Here is a 19,241-nt window from a genome sequence, read left to right as displayed (position 1 = left end):
AGGCCTTTCGGCCTTTGGTGGGGAGAGGTCCGGAGAGGGGCAAAGCCCTTCTCCGGTCAGTCCGTCGGCGGGCGGTGCAGACTGACCGCAATCCCTTCCAGCCCCTGGACGGCCGGATACCGCCGCATCACCTCGGGATCATGGCCCGGCACGATATGCGCCGGTGACGGCGCCAGTGCCCGCAGCCTGTCGAACCCGTCCAGCATGCCACCGAGGTGGAACAGCGTCGTGAAGCCCCGCCCGGTCTCCATGTTCTCGTAGAAATGCGTGACGTCGGAGGCGAGGACGACCGGGCCGCGATCGGTCTCTACGCGCACGCATTGCAGGCCGGCGGAATGGCCGCCGATGGCGTGGAGGGTGATGCCAGGGAACAGCTCGGCGTCCCCATCGTGAAACACCACGCGGTCGGCGTAGGTCATGCGGATGATGCCGGTCACGTCCTCGACCTCGAAGGAATGGCGCAGCTTGTGGTGCTTCATGTAGTGGCCGCAGGCGTAGTACATCTCGGCTTCCTGGAGGTGGAAGCGCGCCTTCGCGAATTTCTGGAACGTGCCGACGTGGTCGTAGTGGAGGTGGGAGATCACCACGTCCTCCACGCTTCCGGGATCGATGCCGAGCAGTGAGAGGCTATCCACCGGGCAGCGCAGCCATTGCCGCTTGCGCTTCTTCGCGACGGGCTCGGTGAAGCCGGTGTCGAGGATGACGGTGCGTTCGTCGCTGACCATCGCCCAGACGAAGTAATCCATCGGCATCGGTGCGTCATGCGGGTCGCCGCCGATGAAGTGCTCGTGACGGCGCGCGTCGCGAAAGGCGTAGCGGAGGGCGTAGACCTTGTAGGTCATGGCTCCCCGTCGATCACCGCCTGCACGGCCTTGGGGTCGCAGGCGACGGTGACGCCGGCGCGTTCCAGCTGCAGCTTCATGGGCACGCGGCTGTCGAGATGGTCCCAGCCGCGCATGCGCGCCTCGTTCATCTCCTCGAGCGTCAGGTTGCACAGGCGCATCGGCACGCCGAGTTCGCGGCCCATGGTGACGGCGAGCGTGACGTCCTTGTGCGCGAGCTTCAAGGAGAAGGCCGGCGGATCGTATTTGTCGATGAGAAACTGATCGGCCAGGCGTTCGAAGGTGCGACGACGACCGGAGGCGCCCTGGCGGACGGCGGACCACAGGTCGAGCGGATCCATGCCGGCCTTCACGCCCATGGAGAAGACCTCGGCCATCACCGTCTGCATGGCGTAGCCGGTCATGTTGTGCACCAGCTTCGCGACGGTGGCGGAGCCGATCGGGCCGATGTAGCGCGCCTGGTCGCCAAAGGCGTCGAGCACGGCTTTGCAGCGGTCGAACACCGCGCGGTCGCCGCCGACCCAGATGGCAAGCTTGCCGGTCTCGGCCCCCTTCGGCCCGCCGCTGACCGGCGCGTCGAAACCGAAAGCGCCCTTCTCGGCCAGTGCTTCGGCGAAGCGCCGGACCAGCGCCTGGGAATTGGTCGAGAGATCGAAATACGCGACACCCGGCTTTACCCCGGCGAGGATGCCGTCGGGTCCGAAGACGACGGCCTCCACCTCGGGCGGGCCGGGCAGCGAGGTGAAGATCACGTCGCTCTGCTCCGCGACCGCCTTCGGGCTGTCAGCCCAGACGGCGCCGGCGGCGAGGCGGTTCGCCCCCGCCTCCCGCCGTACGTCATGGATGACGAGATCGTAGCCGGCCTTCTGGATGTTGGCCGCCATGAAGGCGCCCATGGTGCCGAGGCCGATGAAGCCGACTTTCATGGTGTCAGCCCTTCGCCTTGTCCTGTTCCTCGAAGACCGTCGTCGCGACATGCGCGGCGGTCATCGCGGAGGGCCAGCCGGAATAGAGGGCGAGATGGGTGATGATCTCGCTCACCTCCTCCCGCGACAGCCCGTTCGCGAGGCCGCGGCCGATATGGCCTTCGAGCTGATCGCGGAAGCCGAGCGCGGTCAGCGCGGCGATGGTGACTATGCTGCGGTCGCGCTTCGACAGTTCCGGCCGTTCCCATACGTCGGCGTAGACGTAGTCGCGGGTCATCTCGACCAGCTTCGGGAAGTGCGGGTTGATGCGGTCGCGGCGGGCCTGAGAGGAATAGGACAAGGCGCTTCTCCTGCTGCTGGTATCGGTCGTCATGAATGCGCCGAACCATGCGCGGCGCGTCGCGGCCGGCGCGCTGGGCGCCGGCCGGGCAGCCCCGTCAGTCGCGGAAGCCGGGATCGGTGCGGTCGAGCATGCGCAGCAGCCCTGGCCATTCCAGCAGCCCGTAGCTGCGCGACTTGCCGGGCGCGTACATGGAGCAGGATTTCTCCACGACTTCCGGGCTCGGCATTTCGAGTTCGGTGTTGCAGGCCATGGCGGCGAGCTGCGCCTGGCAGGCGCGCTCCATGCCCCACATCGCGATGAAGGCTTCCGGCACGCTCGGCCCGAGCGTCAGCAGCCCGTGGTTGCGCAGGATGCAGTAGTTCAGCGGGCCGATCGAATGCGCCAGCAGGTCGCGCTCGGACGGGTCGCGCTCCGGGCCGCGGAAATCGTGATAGGCGATGCGGCCATAGAAGCGCGTCGCCGTCTGCGTCAGCGGCAGCAGCCCGCATTTGAGCGCGGAGACCGCCATGCCGGCGATGGTGTGGGTGTGCATCGCCGCCATCGCATCGGGCCGCGCGCGATAGATCGCCGAATGGATGGTGAAGCCCGCGGGATGTAGGCCGTAAGGCAGGTCGGGGCGATACAGCACCTCGCCCTCCCCGTTCACCTTCAGCAGGGAGGATGCGGTGATCTCGCTGAACAGCATGCCGTTCGGATTGATCAGGAACTGCCCCGGCGCATCTGGCACGCGGGCCGTGATGTGGGTGTAGATCATGTCCGACATGCCGTAGCGGTCACACAGCCGGTAGCAGGCGGCGAGATCGACGCGCGCCTGCCATTCGGCCGCGCTGACCGAGGCCTGGATGGGCGCGATGCTGAGCGCGGATGTCTCGTTCATGGCGTTGATCCTTCCGCCGAGGGCTCCGGTTGCAGAGGGGCGAGGTCGAAGCGGGTCATCTCGTCGAGGGTCGCACCGAACCAGCCGCGGATGGCGGCCTGGTGCTTGCCGATGGCACGCGGCACGCCGTTCTCGACGACGAGCGGCAGGTCGTGGCCGGGGATCAGCAGACAACCCGGGCGTTCGCGGCAGATGCCCCACACCATCTCGATCGTCGCGCGGCTGACGGCCGGGTCGTAGGTCATATCGGTGGCGTGGGTGCTGAGCTCGACGCGATTCTTCACCGCGTCCTGCAGCAGCACGCAATCCTGGCCGCTACCAGCGATGACGAAGATCAGGTGGCCCGGCGTGTGACCCGGGGCGAGATGCGCGGTGATGCCCGGCAGCACCTCCTGCCCGTCATCCATCAGTTGCAGCGTCGGCCATTGCGACAGGGCGGCAATGGCGTGCTCGGGCACCGCCGTCTCGCCCCAGGGCACGCCGAGCGCCCAGGCCAGTTCCTTGCGGCCGATATGGATGCGGGCCTCGCGGAACATCGGCCAATTCACCGAATGGTCGTGATGCGCGTGGGACAGCAGCAGGTCCGTCACGTCGCCGAGGGCGACGCCGCGGTCCTTCAGCATGCCGCCCAGCACCTTGCGCAGCCCATAGCCGCCGCCGTCGAGCACGACGACGCGGCCATGGCCGCGCAGCAGCACCACCGTGGACCAGCCGAGGCCGCCATGCGGCACCGCCTTGCCGGGATAACCGTTCACCAGGACCTCGAGATCCCAGCCGCCGCCTTGCCATTTCATCGGGACGTCCTTCCTTGGCACGAAGCCTAGGACGGGATAGCGGCGGGGACCAGCCGGCCCGGCGTCGTCGTGAGAAGGCCGCCTGCCCTGGCCGCCGGGGCGCGCCGTGGATAGGCTGTCCTGCCCCGCTGCCGGAGATGCCATGCGGCTGCTGCTCGTCAACCCGAACACCAACGCGCGAACGACGGCGCTCATGGTCGAGATCGCGCGGCGTGCCGCGCCCGCCGGCGTCGGGATCGAGGGTGCGACGGCGAGGCATGGCGCGCCGCTGATCACCGACCCCGCGGCCCTGGCGACGGCGGCCGAGGCGGTGCGGGACCTGTTACAGGCGAGCGACCTCGCACCCTTCGCCGGCATCATCGTCGCGGCCTTCGGCGATCCCGGGCTCGACGCCGCCCGGGCCGCCGCGCCGTCGACCGGCATCGCCGAGGCGGCGATGGCGGAGGCGGCCCACCATGGGCGCTTCGCCGTCGTCACCACAACGCCGCTCCTCGCCGACGCCATCGCGGAACGTGCCGCGGCCTACGGCCATGGCGGCGCCTTCGCCGGGACCTGGCTGACCGAAGGCGACGCGGCCACGCTGACCGCCGATCCGGCGCGGCTCGAAGCCGCGCTGGAGGTGGCGGCCCGCCGCGCCCTGGCCGAGGCGGGACCGGATGCCGTGATCATCGGGGGTGGGCCGCTTGCCGCGGCGGCCGCGGCGCTGCGGCCGCGCCTGCCCGTGCCGGTCATCGAGCCGGTGCCGGCTGCCGTGGCCCTGGCGGTGCGGCGCGCGCACGAATCCGGATAGACTTCGCCCATGGTGCGACGGGCAGGACAGGCTACAACCGCAGCCATGACGCTCGCCGCCCCGACCGCGGATTCCGCCATGGCCGGCGCCATGGAGGCCTGGCGCACGCCCGCGCGGCTGTGCGAATGCGGGAGCTGCGGGCAGTTCCAGACCCTGCCCTCCCTGCTGCCGGGCCAGACGGCGCGCTGCATCCGCTGCGATTCGGGGCTGCGCCGGGCCCGGGTCGATCCGCTGGGGCGGGCGCTGGCGCTGAACCTCGCGGCGCTATCCATCTTCGCCGTCGCCTGCCTGATGACGCTGATGACGGTCAGCACCGCCGGCATGGTGCGCCATGCGAGCCTGTTCAGCGGCCCGGTCGACATGGGGCGGAGCGGGCTGTGGGAGCTGACCATCGTCGTGCTGTTCACGACGGTCATCGCGCCGGTCGCGAAGCTGGCGGCCATGGCCTATGTCCTGATCGGGCTGCGGCTGCCGCGCCCGCCGCGCCATGTGCGCCGCGTCTATGCCTGGGTCGAGCACCTCCGGCCCTGGTCGATGGTCGAGGTGTTCCTGCTCGGCGTGCTCGTCGCCTACACCAAGCTGATCGACCTCGTGCATATCGAGCTCGGCGTCGCGCTCTACGCCATGGCATTGCTGATGCTGACGATGATCGCCGCGGAGGCGGTGCTCGACCGCCAGGCGGTGTGGGACGAGATGGAACGCCGCGGCGTGCCGCATGGCGACATCGACCATGTGGCGACGGCGCTCCGCGCGCCGACCGGGGGTGCGGTGTCCTGCCACACCTGCGGGCTGGTCAGCCTGCCGCATGGCCACGACCACCAATGCCCGCGCTGCGGCAGCACGCTGCATGCGCGCAAGCCACAGGCAGTGGCCCGCGCCTGGGCGCTGCTGATCGCGGCGGCGATCCTGTACGTGCCGGCCAATGTCTACCCCGTGCTGCAGTTCATCCAGCTCGGCTCGGGCCAGCCCAGCACCATCCTGGGCGGCGTGGTCGAGCTGCTGGACAGCGGGATGTGGCCACTCGCCGCGCTGGTGTTCTTCGCCTCCGTCGCCGTGCCGATGCTCAAGATCTTCGGCCTCGTAGTGCTGCTGGTTTCCTGCCAGCGCGGCTGGGGGCAGCGCCTGCGCGACCGGACGCGGCTATACTTCGTCGTCAATGCCGTCGGACGATGGTCGATGATCGACATCTTCATGGAGACGATCCTGGTGGCGCTGGTCCGCTTCGGCTCGATCGTCAGCATCGAGCCCGGCGTGGGCGCCATCGCCTTCTGCGGCGTGGTCATCCTGACCATGCTAGCCGCCGAGGGCTTCGACCCGCGGCTGATGTGGGACACCGCCGGGCGGAACGGCCGCGCGGCGGCGGAGGCACGCTGATGGCGCCGGATCATCCCCAGGCGAAGATCACCACCGCCCGCGTCGGACGCAGCCGCTGGCTGTCGCCGATCTGGTCCATCCCGATCGTCACGGCGCTGATCGCGGGCTATCTCGTCTGGCACAGCTATGCCGAGCGCGGGCCCACCATCACGATCACCTTCCGCGGGGCGGAGGGGCTGACGGCCGGGCAGTCCCAGCTCCGCTACCGGGACGTGGTGATGGGCACGGTGCAGGACATCGCGCTGTCGCCGGACCTCGAGCATGTTACGATGACCGTGCGCACCACGCGCGCCGCCACGCCGCTGCTGACCGAAAATGCCCGATTCTGGGTGGTGAAGCCGCGGCTGTTCGCGGGGTCCATCTCCGGGCTCGATACTCTGCTCTCCGGCTCCTACATCCAGGTCGCGCCGGCGCCGACTGCGAGCGGCCAGCCGGCGCGCCATTTCACGGGGCTCGAGGACCCGCCCCTGCTGACCGCGCAGGAACCGGGGCGCACCTTCCTGCTGCAGGCGGACCGGATCGGCTCCATCAGCCTCGGCTCGCCGGTCTTCTACCGCGACATCGACGTCGGCCAGGTCATGGGCTGGGACTTCGCCGACATGGCGCAGAGCGTGACCATCCACGTCTTCATCCGCGCGCCCTTCGACCAGTATGTGCGCGAGGGGTCGCGCTTCTGGAACGCCTCGGGCGTCAGCCTGCGGATGGGCGCGGACGGCATCCATCTGCAACTGGAATCGCTGCGGGCGCTGCTGCTCGGCGGCATCGCCTTCGAGACGCCGGAGGCCGCGCGCACCGGGCGCCCGGTGGCGGCACGCGACACCTTCCGCCTGTATGCGACCCAGGAGGCAGCGAACAACGCGGCGATCACGCGGCGCATCCCGGTGATCTCCTATTTCACCGATTCCATCACCGGCCTGTCGCCCGGCGCCGCCGTCACCTTCCAGGGCGTGCGCATCGGGGAGGTGCTGGGCTACGACCTGACCTACGACGCCACGACCAACAGCCTTCGCGTCCCCGTGCGCTATGAGATCGAGCCCGACCGTATCGCCGGTTCGTTCCAGGTGCAGCAGCGCGGCGCGCTCGAGAATGCGCGCACGCTGGTGCGGCAGGGCATGCGCGCACGGCTGGTCAGCGCGAATCTCATCACCGGCCAGCAGCAGATCGCGCTAGAGATGATCGAGAATGCGACGCCCGCCGAGATCACCATGGAGAACGGCGTGATCGTGATGCCGTCCGTGCCGGGGCAGTTCGCCTCGATCATGGAAGGGGTGAATCGCGTGCTCACCGCGATCGAGGGGATGCCCTGGGCCGATATCGGCCGGAATGTGGACAACACGGTCGCCGGCGTGAACGCGCTGGTGCGCGGGCCCGAACTGCGCGCCTCGCTCACCGCGCTGCAGGGGACGCTGACGGCGGCGGAGGAGACGATGCGGCGGCTCGACGCCTCGTTGCAGCCGGCGCTGCGCAGCCTGCCGCAGATCATGACGAACCTGAACAACACGGTCGCCCAGGCGAACCAGCTGATTCTGTCGACCAATCGCGGCTATGGCAGTGAATCGCAGTTCCAGCGTGACCTGGAACGCATGCTCGAACAGATCACCGTCGCCGCGCGATCGCTGCGCAGCCTGATGGACCAGCTCAACCGCAACCCGGAATCGCTGATCCGGGGGCGCTCCACGCAAGGGCCCTGACCGCATGACGCTTTTCCGCCGCCAGGCCGCGCCGCTCGCCGCGCTGACCATGCTCGCAGCCTGCCGGTCGGAGGAGCCCCGGCTCTACACGCTGCTGCCGGCGCCCGGCACGCCGCGCCGCCGCGGGCCGGCGAATGTCGCGGTGCGGGAGGTCTCGCTGGCGCGGTATCTCGACCGCGTGCAGATCGTCCGCTCGGTGGATGAGTTCCGCCTCGCCGTCTCGGGCAATGACTGGTGGGCGGAGAACCTCGACACCATGATGACGCGGCTGCTGGTGGAGAACCTCGCGCAGCGCCTGCCGCGGTCGAATGTGTTCGCGTCCGGCGGCGCCATCTCGGTGACGCCCGAGGCGATCGTCGAGGTGAACCTCCAGCGCCTGGTGCAGAGCGGGCCGCAGACGCTGGCGATGACGGCGCAGGTCGCGGTCACGCTGCGCGAGCCGCGCCGGCGCGAGATCACGCGCACCGAGACGCTGTCGTCGCCGATCGTCGGCGAGGGCATGTCCGCCTTCGTGGCGGCGGCGAGCGACGCGGCGGGCCAGCTCGCCGATGCCGTGGCGGCCGTCCTGGCACCGTAGCCGCATCGCAGCACGCCGGCATATTGGAACGCCTTGTCCAGCCGCGGGACGCGCGGAGGCTCCTCGGGCCGCGGCACGGCGTCTAGCGTGTCCGGCTGCCGCGGCTCCTGCTCCGTTGCGGCAATCCGCGCAGCCTTGTGCCAGTATCGGGCCGAGGGCGGACACGGGAACGGACAAGACGCGCCATGCACGACCGCCTGCACACCGACGAGGCCTTCGGGCCATCCATCGTCTCGACGGGCCATCTGCCGCCCAATCCGCGGGTCGACGAGCTTGTCGAGGAAGCCTGGCAGCGATACCGCGGCGTCGGCGACGGCACTGTCGCCGACTACATCCCCGCGCTCGCGAAGGCGTCGGCCGACTGGTTCGGTATCTGCATTGCCGGGGTGGACGGGGTAGTCCACGCGATTGGCGATGCCGAACGTGCCTTCTCGATTCAGTCCATCTCGAAGCCCTTTGTCTTCGCGCTGGTTTGCCAGGCGCTCGGCGGCGGACGGGCGCGGCAGAGCATCGGCGTGAACGCGACCGGACTGCCCTTCAATTCCGTGATGGCGATCGAACTGAACGCCGACCGCACGATGAACCCCATGGTGAATGCGGGGGCGATCGCGACGACATCGCTGGCGCCCGGCGCCAATGCGGAGGAGCGCTGGCGCTTCATCCGCGACGGCCTGTCCCACTTCGCCGGGCGCGAGCTGACGATGGACCAGGAGGTTTATGAGTCCGAGGCCGCCACCAACCAGCGCAACCAGGGCATCGCCCGGCTGCTGCTCGCCTACGACCGTATGTATTCCGACCCCGAGGAAGCGACGGACATCTACACCCGCCAGTGCGCCCTGAACGTCACGGCGCGCGACCTCGCGGTGATGGGGGCGACGCTGGCCGATGGTGGCGTGAATCCGGTCACGAAGGAACGGGTGGTCGATGAGGATCGCTGCCGGCGCGTGCTGGCGGTGATGGCGACCGCCGGGCTCTACGAGCAGTCCGGCGACTGGCTGTACGAGGTCGGGTTGCCGGGCAAGAGTGGCGTCGCCGGCGGCCTTGTTACGACCGCGCCGGGCAAGGGCGGGCTCGGCGTCTTCTCGCCGCCGCTCGATGCCGCCGGCAATAGCGTGCGCGGGCAGCTCGTCACGCGCTTCCTGTCGGAGCGCCTGGGCCTCAACCTGTTCGCATCGCAGCCGGCCTGAGACCGGCAGGGGGAACGCCGTCATGAACACGGATGCTGTCGAAGTTCGGGAATCCTGGGTGCCGATGATCGCCATCGCGCTCGGGCAAATGCTGATGTCCTTCAACGTCGCCGCCCTGCCGGTGTCACTGGCGGGGATGGTCGCGAGCTTCGGCGTACCGCCGACGACGGTCGCGACGGGCATCGTGATGTATTCGCTCTCCGTGGCCGGCTTCGTCATGCTGGGCGCAAAGCTGGTGCAGCGCTTCGGCTCGACCGCGGTGTTCCGGGCGGTGATCGGCGTCTTCGCCGTCGCGCAGATGCTGATGGTGGTGTCCTGGGCGGCGCCGGTGATGCTGGGGGCGCAGTTGCTGGCGGGCCTCGCCGCCTCGGTCATCGTGCCGGCGCTGGTGGCGCTGATCGCCCATCACTATCGCGGCGCGCAGCAGGCGACGGCGGTGGGCGCGCTGGGGTCCGCGCGCGCCGCGGCGGGTGTCGCCGCCTTCCTGATCGGCGGCATGCTCGGCACCTTCATCGGCTGGCGGCCGGTCTTCGGGATCCTGGTCGTCGCCGCGGCCGTCGTGTTCTGGCTGTCCTTCCGGCTGAAGCCCGAAGATGCACGGCCCGAGGTGAAGATCGACCTGATCGGCGTCGCGCTCGCCGCCGCGGCGATCATCATGATCGTCTTCGGCTTCAACAACTTGAACCGCTGGGGGCTCGGTGTCGCGCGCCCCGGGGCGCCGTTCAACGTGTTCGGGCTGTCGCCGGCGCCGATCATGATCGTCGTCGGTGCTATCCTGCTGCAGTCCTTCATCGCCTGGTGCAAGCGCGTGACCGCGCGCGGCGGCACGCCGCTGCTCGACCTTTCCGTCATCAGCAGCAGCCGCGAGCGGGCCGCGGTCTATGCGATGTTCACCGTGGTCGGGCTCGAGGCCATGCTGAACTTCACCGTGCCCCTCTACATCCAGATCGTGCAGGGGCGCACGCCGATCGAAACCGCGATCGCGATGATGCCCTTCAACCTGACCGTCTTCTTCACCGCCATGCTGGTGGTGAAGCTGTACGACAGGGTGGCGCCGCGGCGCATCGCGCAGGGCGGGTTCGTGCTGTGCGTGATCGGCCTGCTCTGGCTCGCCTGGGTGGTGCGCAACGACTGGTCGGCCATCCCGGTCATGCTGGGGCTGATCACCTTCGGCATCGGACAGGGTGCGCTGGTGACGCTGGTGTTCAACGTGCTGGTCACCGCCGCGCCGAAGTCGCTGGCCGGCGACGTGGGCTCGCTGCGCGGCACCACACAGAACCTCGCTGCCGGCGTCGGCACGGCGGTCGCCGGCGCGCTGCTGGTCGGGCTGCTGTCCGCCGGCATCATGGTCCGCATCGCGGACAATCCGCAGCTGCCGCCGGCGGTGGTCTCCCAGATCGACCTCGACAGCATCAACTTCGTGAGCAACGACCGCCTTCTCGGCATCATGGAGGCGACCGGCGCGGGTCCCGCGGAGGCCGCCGAGGCGGTGCGCGTGAACGCCGAGGCGCGGCTCCAGGCGCTCAAGATCGGCCTGTTGCTGATGGCGTTGCTCGCGGCGCTCGCGATCATCCCCGCCGGCCGCCTGCCCGCCTACCGCCCCGGGGAAATCCCCGACGGCATCACCCCGCGCGGCGCGAAGGCATGACGCGACCGCGCCTGCTGCTGCTCTCGCTCGGCGGCACCATCACCATGGTGCCTTCGGCCGCGGGCGGTATCGCGCCGAAGCTCGGCGCGGCGGAACTGGTGGCTTCGGTGCCGGACCTCGCGGCGGTCGCGGACATCGAGGCCGACAGCCCTGCCCGGCTGCCGAGCCCGTCCCTCACGCCGGCCCATCTCCTCGATGTGGCACAGCGCATCGAGGCAGCCTTCGCGGACGGTGCGGACGGCGCCGTCGTCATCCAGGGCACGGATACGATCGAGGAATCCGTCTTCCTGCTCGACCTGCTGATCCCGGGCGACAAGCCGGTGGTCGTCACCGGGGCGATGCGCGGCGCGGCGACGCCGGGGGCGGACGGGCCGGCGAACCTGCTCGCCGCGGCGCGGGTCGCGGCCTCGGACGCGGCGCGCGGGCTGGGGGCGCTCGCCGTGCTGAACGACGAGATCCACGCGGCGCGCTTCGTGCAGAAATCGCACACCGCGCTGACCTCCTCCTTCGCCTCGCCGATGGCGGGTCCGCTCGGGATGGTCGCCGAGGATCGGGTTCGCATCCTGGCTCGCGTCGCCAGGCTGCCCATCCTGCCTGTGGGCCTCGGCCCACCGGCGCCGGTCGCGCTGATCAGTTGGGCGATGGGCGATGACGGGCGGCTCCTGTCCGCCCTGCCCGATCTCGGCTACGCCGGCGCGGTGATCGAGGCGATGGGCGCCGGCCATGTACCCGCCGACGCGGTCGAGGCGGTGGGCGCGCTCGCGGCGCGGATGCCGGTGGTGCTCGCCTCCCGCTGCGGCACCGGGCCGGTCTTCACCGGCACCTATGGCTATGCGGGTGGCGAGATCGACCTGATCCGCCGCGGGCTGATCCCGGCGGGGACGCTATCGGCGCTGAAGGCCCGGTTGCTGCTGGGACTCACCCTGCGTGGAGACCATGCGGAAACCGGGGCGGCCTTTGCCGCGTATCAGTGATCGCCAGAAGGACCGCGTGACCATGGTCATCCTCCATCCGAAGCATGCCGCAGCGGCCCTCGCCGGGCTCCTGCTCGCCGCGCCCGCCGTCGCCCAGCAGGCGGTGCCCGGGCCGGAGCCTCGCTTCGGCACCTTCACCCTGACCTACGAGAACGACACCTTCGCCGGCACCGACCGCTACTATACGAGCGGCTTCCAGCTCGCGTGGCGCTCGGCGCCCTATGAGCCGCCATCCTGGATCGCCAACGGGCCCGGCATCGTGCTGCCGGCGGGCGGGACGCTGCGCTGGGGGCTGGCCTTCGGGCAGAGCATCTTCACGCCCGAGGACACCGCGCTCCGCAACCCGGACCCGAATGACCGACCCTATGCCGGCTGGCTCTACGGCGCGATCAGCCTGTCCTCCACCACGCCCAGCTCCTATGGCAGCATCGAGCTGCAGCTCGGCATGGTCGGGCGGAGCGCGCTGGGCGAGCAGGTGCAGAACGGCGTGCACGACCTGCTGAACATCGACCGCGCCTATGGCTGGGACTACCAGCTCAAGGACGAGCCGGGCATCAACCTGGTGCTCACGCGGCAGTGGCGCTTCAACAGCGAGCCGATCGTCGACGACGTCTCGGTCGGCTTCGTGCCCAGTCTGACGGCGAGCCTCGGCAACGTGCAGACCTATGCCTCCGCCGGGCTCATGGTCAGGGTGGGCAATGAGCTGAGGTCGGATTTCGGCCCGCCGCGCATGCGGCCCTCGATCTCCGGTTCGTCCTTCTATGTCCCGGAGCGGCCCTGGGGCTGGTATGTCTTCGGCGGCTTCGACGTGCGCGGCGTGGCGTACGACATCTTCCTCGACGGCAACGCCTGGCAGGACAGCCGCCACGTGGACAAGGAATACTTCATCGGCGAGGTCAGTGCCGGCGTCGCCGTGTTCACGCCGCTCGGGCGTCTGACGTTCTCCTACGCCGCCCGCACGCGGGAATTCCAGACGCAGCGGGAGACGGCGCAGTTCGGCTCGGTCAGCCTGTCCGTGCAGTTCTGAGCACGGCGAAGACGCGGGCCGGGGTCGCGTTCTCCCGCACGAAATCGACCCTCGTGCCATCCCAGTGGTAGTCGAGGTGCCGGCCCTGCCGGACATTGGCCGCGAGGTCGGGGTGGAACAGCGCGACGCACTCGCCGGCCGGATCGCGAACGCTCGGATACACGACCCCGTCGGCCCCGGCGGCCCGCAGCCCGGCGGCCAGGACCTGCGGCGCGGCGTAGTCGTCCGCCGCCAGGAAGGGCGCGAAGGCGGGATCCGCACCGCGGATGTCATGAAGCTCGGCCGCGACGTCGAGGACCAATTCCCTGAACTGGGAGGTCCAGCCCGGCGCCTCCTTCGTCGCCACCATGAAGCGCTGGTGATGGTGGATCGTCTCGGCGAGCGCCGTCTCGTACCGGCTGGCGATGTAGAGCACACCGTACTGACCGCGGCTGAAGCGGCTCGGCCGGTCGAGGCTGACATGGGTGAACGGCGCCATCAGATAGCTGGCGCCGGGGCCGGATACGCGGCGCGCGGGCGGGACGAGGTCGAGATTGCCGATGGTCTCGGCGAGGCGCGGGTTGGTCTTGGTCTCGGCGGCGATCAGCAGCGGCCAGTCGGCCGGGTCGGCGATGTCCTCGAACAGGTCGATCGGCGGGTAGAGGCTGCGGATGATGCGCCGTGCACCGTCCCCGCGGACCGGCGCGATGGGCGCCGTCACCACGCGCCGCGCTCGGCATCCAGGTAGCGGCGCACGCGCATCAGGTCCGTCAGTTCGCCACCCACCATGACATCGAGCGCCGACCGGCCACCAAAGGCGTCGTTCGGCGCCTTCACCCAGCGATAGCCGCGTACCGGTTCCTTGAAGATCAGGCGCAATGCCTTGTGAATGCCCATGAGGTTCGACAGCCGCGCCTTGTCGTCGCGGCCCATCCGGCCCGGGCGCCGGTCCGCCTTCCAGCGGGCGTAGGTGCGGGGCGGCACGTCGAGCAGCAGGCTGGCCTGCTCGTCACTGACACCCCATTTCTCGAACAGATTCAGCGCGGCGCGGAACATCGCCGCGGCTTCGGCGTCGGTGATGGCGGCCCCGCTGGGCGGAAGAGTTGCGATCGCGACTTCCGAGAAAGCGACCATGGTCGCATCCTTTGCCATTTGGCTTTATATTATTACTTAGACGCCAAATGGCAATAGGCGCAGCGTGCATTCTAACTGACGCACCTCGGAGAACCGCGCTTTTTCCCTCATGCGCGCCAGCGCTTCGCCCCGCTGAAAGGGCCAACTGTCTTGTGGAAGGGTTATGCGTCCCGCAGTCCGGGGCTTCTGCTCCGCGTCGAGCCCAGGACCCGCGGCCGCCGCCCTGACCGCTCGTCGCGCACGACACCGGATCGAGGTTTCCAAAGGCCCTTCGGCCTTTGGCGGGGAGGGTCCGGGAGGGGCGGCGCCCCGCCCGGTTCCTGTCCTTCGGCCGGTCAGGCAACTCCCTGCGGCGTCATTTCTCCCACCACGGCAGCACTGGCTTCATCATGTCCCGGCCTTCGCTCACCGCGCGTTCCGCGTCGCCACGGTGGATTCCGATGTCGCGCAGCATGCGGTCGTCCATTTGCCCGATCATCGTCAGGGCGCGTCGACGCTCCATCGCGACGGCCGCTGCGAACCAGAGGCGTGCAAACGGCCCCGGCGTCGTGGCCGAGACCCGGCGCCCTGCGGTCCGGAGGGGGTTGGCGATGCGTTCGACGGACATTGGTCTGCTCCTGCGGCGCCGGGTTGCGGGTGGCGCCGTGCCGGGAAGCTTTGCGCGCATGGCATGGCTCGCGGAAGCGCCTCGCATTCACGGGGGATGTGAGGAATACTCACGCTCATGCGCCCGACCCGCCTGCCCAGCATGGAGCAGCTTCGCGCGCTCGATGCCGCGTTGCGCGCCGGCAGCTTCGGGCGGGGCGGCGCTGCGCTGGGCCTGACCCATGGCGCCGTCAGCCGCCATGTCGCGGCGCTGGAGGCCATGCTCGGCGCGCCGCTGTTCCGCCGCGGGCCCCGCGGCGCGGAGCCGACCGCCCTGGCCATCCGCTACCATGCCGAGATCGCGCCGCTGCTCGCCGGCATCGAGGATGCGACGCGACGGGCAGCGGCCCGCGGGCGCCGGCGCGCGCAGGACGGCGGAGCGGAGGTCCGCGTCGGCGTGGTGCCGACCTTCGCGGCGCGCTGGCTGCTGCCGCGCCTGCCGACCTTCGCCAAGGCGCATCCTGCAATCCGCGTCGAGGTCGTCGCGACGACCGAGCTGCAGGATGCGCGGCGCGACGGGCTCGACTTCCTGGTGCGCCACGGTGCGCCGCCCTGGCCGGGGCTCGAGGCGGAGCTGCTGATGCCCGAGACGCTGCGCCCCGTCTGTTCGCCGCAGTTCAAGCTGCGGGGCACGCCGTCGATCAAGGCCCTCGCCGAACGCCTGCCGCTGATCTTCGACGTCAACCGCGACCATTGGGCGGGGTGGCTGGCAGCGGCCGGCTGGAAGGGCGGGCTGCCGGCCAACGGCGTGGTGTTCAGCGATTTCGGCCTGACCCTGGAAGCCGCTGCCGCCGGGCTCGGCATCGCCCTCACGCGCGGGGATCTGGCGGAGCGGGAGATTGCCTCGGGGCGGCTGGTCTATGCGCATCCCTTCGCTGCGCCTGGGCCACGCGCGTTCCACCTGGCGCGGCCCGCGGGGCCGCTGCGCCGGCCGGCACAGGTCCTGTGGGATTGGATGCGTGCGGAGACAGCGGCATCGCCTTGACGGGCGGCCCCGCGCGGGGGCACAGGAGCCCGCGTCAGACGGCCGGACGGCCGCTGGTTCGCGAGCGATCGCGGGCTGGAGGAAAGTCCGGGCTCCACGGGACTACGGTGCCGGCCAATGGCCGGCGGGGGCGACCCCAGGGAAAGTGCCACAGAGAACAGACCGCCGCGGCATGCCGCGGCAAGGGTGAAACGGTGGGGTAAGAGCCCACCGCGCTTCCGGCAACGGCGGCGGCACGGCAAACCCCACCGGGAGCAAGGCCGAATAGGGGCGGACGGCGAGGCGCGGCAACGCGTTGTCGCAGGGGCGGTCCCGCCCTTCCGCCCGGGTTGGCCGCGCGAAGCCCGCAGCGATGCGGGTTCCAGAGGAATGGCCGTCCATGCCCGGCAACGGGCATGACAGAACCCGGCTTACAGGCCGTCTGACGCTTTTCGCCGCCGGCAGGCGGCGAAAAGCTGAGTCTTTGATCGATCCCTCGGACGGCGGGCGCCGGCCATCCGGCCGGCTTGCCTTCGCGCCACGCACTGGCGCATTGGCGGCGGCTGGTAATCTGGGCGCGGTCGCGCCGTGCGCTCCCGGATCGCGGCTTGGCCGCGATCCGTTCATGTCCATCGCTCTGGCGACGGGCGCCGCGCATCCGCGCGGCTTGGCCGCGATCCGCTGTTCCGGTGATCATGGGCGCGCCCTCGGCCGATCGCTCTATGATCGCGGCATGGACGCCGGCGGCCCTATCATTCTGTTCGACACCGACTGCGTGCTGTGCAGCAGCATGGTGGCCTTCGTCCTGGCGCGGGAAAGCGCGCCGGTGCTGCGCTTTGCCGGTGCCTGGTCGGAAGAAGGCCTGGCCCTCGCCGCGCGCCACGGGCTGGCGCGGCAGGATCTGAACGACACCTTCGCCGTCATCGACGGTTCGGTTGCCCTGCTGCGGTCCGATGCCGGGATGATAGTGCTGCGGCACTTGCGCGCACCCTGGCGCTGGCTCGCCGTGCTCCGCCTCGTTCCCCGGCCGCTGCGCGACGCCGTCTATGGCTTCGTCGCCAGGCGGCGCTATCGCTGGTTCGGCCAGCGCTCCGACTGCACCGTAGTGCCGGCGGACCAAAGGCATCGCTTCATCGGCGTTCGCGGCCGGCCAGCGACGTCCTGAGCCCGCCGAAAGGCAGCACCGCTCCCGAAACGGCGACGATGATTGCCGTGGCATGAGGTTTTCGCCGCTCGGCCCGATAAACCTCTCGCCATAGCTCGCCCAATGATTCAGGCTGTCGCTTTAAGCGCAAGTAATCGTGGTGTTTTTTGCGCAACACACCGGTATCGTAAGATTCTTTCTCCCTTGCTGTCCCAGAATTTCCCGTGTTATCCCATGTCATCCCGTGAGGATCCCACAAACGCTCGGGGGGGCGAGAGGGTTCCGGAGCGGGATGGTCGGGCGAGCCGGCGAGGTCGGGGGGCCTCGCCGGCCGCTGATCCGGAACAAAACAGGCTTCATCAACGGCATCGCGGGGCCGTCAGCGGGGGGCGATGACCCAGTTCCTGGGCACGCACAAGGGCAAGTTGGACAAGAAGGGCCGCATCTCGGTTCCCGCCTCGTTCCGCGCCGTCCTCGAAGCCCTGGGAACCACCGACATCGTGCTTTTTCCGTCTTTCCGCCATCCCTGCATCGAGGCCTGGCCGGCACCCGCCTTCGCCGCCCTGTCGGCCGGCCACAGCAGCCTCGACATCTTTTCCGACGCCTCGGAAAATCTCGCCGGCGCGCTGTTCGCCTCGGCGCATCAGGCCCGCCCCGATGGCGAAGGCCGCCTGGTCCTGCCCGAGGACCATATCGCCGAGGCCGGCCTGACCGAGACCATCTCCTTCCTCGGCGCCAACCAATGCTTCCAGATCTGGGACAGCGAGCGCGCCGTGGCCTACATGCGCGACGCCCGCGCCCGGGCGCGCGACTTCCGCCTGACGCTGCCCTCCCCCGCCGCCCCGCCGCGCCCGGAGGGAGGTGCGGCATGAGCGGCCACCTCCCCGTGATGCTCAACGAGGTCCTCGCGACCCTCTCGCCTCACGGCGACGCGAGATATCTTGATTGCACCTTCGGCGGCGGCGGCTACGCCACGGCTATCCTCGACTCCGCGCCGGGTTGCACGTTGTTCGCCATGGATCGCGACCCGGATGCCATCGCCCGCGGTGCCGCGCTCGCCGCGCGCTTCGCGCCGCGGCTGCGTCTCATCGAAGGTCGCTTCGGCGACATGCTCGACCACCTCACCGCGCAGGGCGTCACCGCTCTCGACGGCGTGGTGATGGATCTCGGCGTCTCCTCCTTCCAGCTCGACCAAGCGGAACGCGGCTTCTCCTTTCGCGCCGACGGCCCGCTCGACATGCGCATGGAGAAGGACGGCCCCTCCGCCGCCGATCTCGTGAACACGCTCCCCGAGGGCGAGCTCGCCGACATTCTCTACCGCCTCGGCGAGGAGCGCTTCTCCCGTCGCATCGCGCGCGCCATCGTCGAGCGCCGCAGGGAGCAGCGCTTCGAGACGACCGGCGACCTCGCGGCGCTCGTCCGGTCTAAGGTGCCGCGCGACCCGTCCGGCATCGACGGCGCGACGCGCTCCTTCCAGGCGCTGCGCCTCGCGGTGAATGACGAGCTCGGCGAAGTCGAGCGCGGCCTCGCCGCCGCGGCGAAGCTGCTCGCCCCGGGCGGGCGGCTCGTCGTCGTCGCCTTCCATTCGCTCGAGGACCGCATCGCCAAGCGCTTCATGGCGGATGCGGCCGGCCGCGCAGGCGGTGCCTCGCGCCACGATCCTGCCGCGCTCACGTCCCGCAGCGCGCCACGGTTCCGTCTCATCACATCCCGCGCGCTCCGCCCCACCGAGGCGGAGACGTCGACCAATCCCCGCGCCCGCTCGGCCCGCCTTCGGGCGTTGGAACGACTGGAGGAGGCCGCATGATCCGCCCCCTGACCCTCGTCACCCTCTGCGCCGCCGCCGGTGCGGGGCTGTACCTCTACCAGGTCAAGCACTCGGTCGCGCAGCTCGACCGGCAGCTTCGCGAGGTGAACCGACAGACCGAGCAGGCGCGCGAACGCACCCAGGTGCTGCGCGCCGAGTGGGCGTTGCTGAACGAGCCCGACCGGCTCCGGCGGGTAGCGCAGCGGCATCTCTCGCTGGAGGCGATGACGCCGACGCAGTTCGTACGGCAGAGCGACCTCGACCGCCGGCTGCCGGGTCCGCGGCAGTTCGCCGGCGCGCCGTCCCTATTCGCGCCGACCGAGCCGCCGGGTGACGGCAGCGCGGCGCCGATGGCGATCGCAACGGCGGCACCGCGGGACCTGCCGGCGGTCACGCTCGCCGCGGCTGCGGTTGCTGTGCCGGAACCGGCGGTGCCCGACCCGGCTGCGGTGGTCGCGGCGGCTGCCGCGCCGGTGATTGCTGCGGTGCGTCCGGCCCCGGCGCCCGCGCCGGTTGTC

The 19,241-nt window shown here is 70.2% G+C and carries 21 protein-coding genes and 1 other RNA gene; 14 read left to right on the top strand and 8 right to left on the bottom strand.

What is annotated here, in order from left to right:
* Positions 1-56: 56 nt before the first annotated feature.
* The 5 genes from GXW78_RS18415 to GXW78_RS18395 form a co-directional block, all read right to left on the bottom strand.
* On the bottom strand, positions 57-842 hold the full coding sequence (locus GXW78_RS18415; protein ID WP_211870312.1) for an N-acyl homoserine lactonase family protein: 786 nt from the start codon (positions 840-842) through the stop codon (positions 57-59).
* Complete coding sequence (locus tag GXW78_RS18410) at positions 839-1,768, bottom strand: NAD(P)-dependent oxidoreductase (protein WP_246522369.1); 930 nt, start codon at positions 1,766-1,768, stop codon at positions 839-841. The genes GXW78_RS18415 and GXW78_RS18410 overlap by 4 nt, the downstream gene beginning before the upstream one ends.
* A 4-nt stretch (positions 1,769-1,772) precedes the next feature.
* Positions 1,773-2,108 carry a carboxymuconolactone decarboxylase family protein gene (locus GXW78_RS18405; RefSeq protein ID WP_246522368.1) on the bottom strand — a complete coding sequence of 112 codons (336 nt, stop codon included), beginning with the start codon at positions 2,106-2,108 and terminating at the stop codon, positions 1,773-1,775.
* A gap of 97 nt (positions 2,109-2,205) precedes the next feature.
* Complete coding sequence (locus GXW78_RS18400; protein WP_211870309.1) at positions 2,206-2,988, bottom strand: class II aldolase/adducin family protein; 783 nt, start codon at positions 2,986-2,988, stop codon at positions 2,206-2,208.
* The gene (locus tag GXW78_RS18395) at positions 2,985-3,782 is read right to left on the bottom strand and encodes an MBL fold metallo-hydrolase (protein ID WP_211870308.1); all 798 of its coding nucleotides are present in this window, start codon (positions 3,780-3,782) and stop codon (positions 2,985-2,987) included. Before GXW78_RS18395 ends, GXW78_RS18400 begins: the two co-directional genes overlap by 4 nt.
* A 142-nt stretch (positions 3,783-3,924) precedes the next feature.
* Between GXW78_RS18395 and GXW78_RS18390 the strand changes: the two genes are divergently transcribed.
* The 8 genes from GXW78_RS18390 to GXW78_RS18355 all read left to right on the top strand — a co-directional run bounded on the left by GXW78_RS18390 (position 3,925) and on the right by GXW78_RS18355 (position 13,050).
* Entirely contained in the window at positions 3,925-4,572 is a 648-nt protein-coding gene (locus GXW78_RS18390) for an aspartate/glutamate racemase family protein (protein WP_211870307.1), read from the top strand.
* A gap of 45 nt (positions 4,573-4,617) precedes the next feature.
* Positions 4,618-5,946: a paraquat-inducible protein A gene (locus tag GXW78_RS18385; protein ID WP_211870306.1), complete on the top strand. Its 1,329-nt coding sequence runs from the start codon at positions 4,618-4,620 to the stop codon at positions 5,944-5,946.
* The gene (locus GXW78_RS18380; RefSeq protein ID WP_211870305.1) at positions 5,946-7,637 is read left to right on the top strand and encodes a PqiB family protein; all 1,692 of its coding nucleotides are present in this window, start codon (positions 5,946-5,948) and stop codon (positions 7,635-7,637) included. The genes GXW78_RS18385 and GXW78_RS18380 overlap by 1 nt, the downstream gene beginning before the upstream one ends.
* 4 nt (positions 7,638-7,641) lie before the next feature.
* Positions 7,642-8,214 (top strand): PqiC family protein, encoded by a 573-nt coding sequence (locus tag GXW78_RS18375; protein ID WP_211870304.1) that lies wholly within the window; start codon positions 7,642-7,644, stop codon positions 8,212-8,214.
* A gap of 185 nt (positions 8,215-8,399) precedes the next feature.
* Positions 8,400-9,401, top strand: a complete 1,002-nt coding sequence (gene glsA, locus GXW78_RS18370; protein ID WP_211870303.1) for a glutaminase A — start codon at positions 8,400-8,402, stop codon at positions 9,399-9,401.
* Between the two features lie 22 nt (positions 9,402-9,423).
* On the top strand, positions 9,424-11,049 hold the full coding sequence (locus tag GXW78_RS18365; RefSeq protein WP_246522366.1) for an MFS transporter: 1,626 nt from the start codon (positions 9,424-9,426) through the stop codon (positions 11,047-11,049).
* Positions 11,046-12,023, top strand: a complete 978-nt coding sequence (locus tag GXW78_RS18360; protein ID WP_211870302.1) for an asparaginase — start codon at positions 11,046-11,048, stop codon at positions 12,021-12,023. The genes GXW78_RS18365 and GXW78_RS18360 overlap by 4 nt, the downstream gene beginning before the upstream one ends.
* 22 nt (positions 12,024-12,045) lie before the next feature.
* Positions 12,046-13,050 carry a lipid A deacylase LpxR family protein gene (locus GXW78_RS18355; RefSeq protein WP_211870452.1) on the top strand — a complete coding sequence of 335 codons (1,005 nt, stop codon included), beginning with the start codon at positions 12,046-12,048 and terminating at the stop codon, positions 13,048-13,050.
* On the opposite strand, the gene GXW78_RS18350 is transcribed toward GXW78_RS18355, so the two are convergent.
* The 3 genes from GXW78_RS18350 to GXW78_RS18340 all read right to left on the bottom strand — a co-directional run bounded on the left by GXW78_RS18350 (position 13,028) and on the right by GXW78_RS18340 (position 14,770).
* Positions 13,028-13,750, bottom strand: coding sequence for an RES family NAD+ phosphorylase (locus GXW78_RS18350; RefSeq protein ID WP_338147781.1), 723 nt, complete (start codon positions 13,748-13,750; stop codon positions 13,028-13,030). The genes GXW78_RS18355 and GXW78_RS18350 overlap by 23 nt on opposite strands.
* Positions 13,747-14,163, bottom strand: coding sequence for an MbcA/ParS/Xre antitoxin family protein (locus GXW78_RS18345; RefSeq protein WP_211870300.1), 417 nt, complete (start codon positions 14,161-14,163; stop codon positions 13,747-13,749). The genes GXW78_RS18350 and GXW78_RS18345 overlap by 4 nt, the downstream gene beginning before the upstream one ends.
* A gap of 355 nt (positions 14,164-14,518) precedes the next feature.
* On the bottom strand, positions 14,519-14,770 hold the full coding sequence (locus GXW78_RS18340; RefSeq protein WP_211870299.1) for a DUF1127 domain-containing protein: 252 nt from the start codon (positions 14,768-14,770) through the stop codon (positions 14,519-14,521).
* A 117-nt stretch (positions 14,771-14,887) separates the two neighbouring features.
* On the opposite strand from GXW78_RS18340, the gene GXW78_RS18335 reads away from it, so the two are divergent.
* The 6 genes from GXW78_RS18335 to ftsL form a co-directional block, all read left to right on the top strand.
* Positions 14,888-15,793: a LysR substrate-binding domain-containing protein gene (locus tag GXW78_RS18335; RefSeq protein ID WP_211870298.1), complete on the top strand. Its 906-nt coding sequence runs from the start codon at positions 14,888-14,890 to the stop codon at positions 15,791-15,793.
* Positions 15,794-15,827: 34 nt separating this feature from the next.
* An RNA gene (gene rnpB, locus GXW78_RS18330) (RNase P RNA component class A) lies at positions 15,828-16,222 on the top strand.
* 175 nt (positions 16,223-16,397) lie between these two features.
* The gene (locus GXW78_RS18325; protein ID WP_211870297.1) at positions 16,398-16,937 is read left to right on the top strand and encodes a thiol-disulfide oxidoreductase DCC family protein; all 540 of its coding nucleotides are present in this window, start codon (positions 16,398-16,400) and stop codon (positions 16,935-16,937) included.
* A 371-nt stretch (positions 16,938-17,308) separates the two neighbouring features.
* A complete protein-coding gene (locus tag GXW78_RS18320) occupies positions 17,309-17,788 on the top strand; it encodes a division/cell wall cluster transcriptional repressor MraZ (RefSeq protein ID WP_211870296.1) in 480 nt (159 codons plus the stop codon).
* Positions 17,785-18,723 carry a 16S rRNA (cytosine(1402)-N(4))-methyltransferase RsmH gene (gene rsmH / locus GXW78_RS18315; protein WP_211870295.1) on the top strand — a complete coding sequence of 313 codons (939 nt, stop codon included), beginning with the start codon at positions 17,785-17,787 and terminating at the stop codon, positions 18,721-18,723. Before GXW78_RS18320 ends, rsmH begins: the two co-directional genes overlap by 4 nt.
* Positions 18,720-19,241: cell division protein FtsL (gene ftsL, locus GXW78_RS18310; protein ID WP_456307087.1), on the top strand; the 522-nt coding region annotated here is incomplete at its 3' end. The genes rsmH and ftsL, both read left to right, overlap by 4 nt.

The sequence above is a fragment of the Neoroseomonas terrae genome (assembly GCF_018129025.1).
Lineage (GTDB): Bacteria > Pseudomonadota > Alphaproteobacteria > Acetobacterales > Acetobacteraceae > Neoroseomonas > Neoroseomonas terrae.
The sequence above is the reverse complement of the archived record's forward strand: the minus strand, read 5'-3'. Positions and strand labels throughout refer to the sequence as shown.

Bases quoted from the DNA above. Each gene is read 5' to 3' on its own strand.
- GXW78_RS18415 (WP_211870312.1), bottom strand. From the start codon at position 842: ATGACCTACAAGGTCTACGCCCTCCGCTACGCCTTTCGCGACGCGCGC.
- GXW78_RS18410 (WP_246522369.1), bottom strand. From the start codon at position 1,768: ATGAAAGTCGGCTTCATCGGCCTCGGCACCATGGGCGCCTTCATGGCG.
- GXW78_RS18400 (WP_211870309.1), bottom strand. From the start codon at position 2,988: ATGAACGAGACATCCGCGCTCAGCATCGCGCCCATCCAGGCCTCGGTC.
- GXW78_RS18395 (WP_211870308.1), bottom strand. From the start codon at position 3,782: ATGAAATGGCAAGGCGGCGGCTGGGATCTCGAGGTCCTGGTGAACGGT.
- GXW78_RS18390 (WP_211870307.1), top strand. From the start codon at position 3,925: ATGCGGCTGCTGCTCGTCAACCCGAACACCAACGCGCGAACGACGGCG.
- GXW78_RS18385 (WP_211870306.1), top strand. From the start codon at position 4,618: ATGACGCTCGCCGCCCCGACCGCGGATTCCGCCATGGCCGGCGCCATG.
- GXW78_RS18380 (WP_211870305.1), top strand. From the start codon at position 5,946: ATGGCGCCGGATCATCCCCAGGCGAAGATCACCACCGCCCGCGTCGGA.
- GXW78_RS18375 (WP_211870304.1), top strand. From the start codon at position 7,642: ATGACGCTTTTCCGCCGCCAGGCCGCGCCGCTCGCCGCGCTGACCATG.
- glsA (WP_211870303.1), top strand. From the start codon at position 8,400: ATGCACGACCGCCTGCACACCGACGAGGCCTTCGGGCCATCCATCGTC.
- GXW78_RS18365 (WP_246522366.1), top strand. From the start codon at position 9,424: ATGAACACGGATGCTGTCGAAGTTCGGGAATCCTGGGTGCCGATGATC.
- GXW78_RS18360 (WP_211870302.1), top strand. From the start codon at position 11,046: ATGACGCGACCGCGCCTGCTGCTGCTCTCGCTCGGCGGCACCATCACC.
- GXW78_RS18355 (WP_211870452.1), top strand. From the start codon at position 12,046: ATGGTCATCCTCCATCCGAAGCATGCCGCAGCGGCCCTCGCCGGGCTC.
- GXW78_RS18345 (WP_211870300.1), bottom strand. From the start codon at position 14,163: ATGGTCGCTTTCTCGGAAGTCGCGATCGCAACTCTTCCGCCCAGCGGG.
- GXW78_RS18340 (WP_211870299.1), bottom strand. From the start codon at position 14,770: ATGTCCGTCGAACGCATCGCCAACCCCCTCCGGACCGCAGGGCGCCGG.
- GXW78_RS18335 (WP_211870298.1), top strand. From the start codon at position 14,888: ATGCGCCCGACCCGCCTGCCCAGCATGGAGCAGCTTCGCGCGCTCGAT.
- GXW78_RS18325 (WP_211870297.1), top strand. From the start codon at position 16,398: ATGTCCATCGCTCTGGCGACGGGCGCCGCGCATCCGCGCGGCTTGGCC.
- GXW78_RS18320 (WP_211870296.1), top strand. From the start codon at position 17,309: ATGACCCAGTTCCTGGGCACGCACAAGGGCAAGTTGGACAAGAAGGGC.
- rsmH (WP_211870295.1), top strand. From the start codon at position 17,785: ATGAGCGGCCACCTCCCCGTGATGCTCAACGAGGTCCTCGCGACCCTC.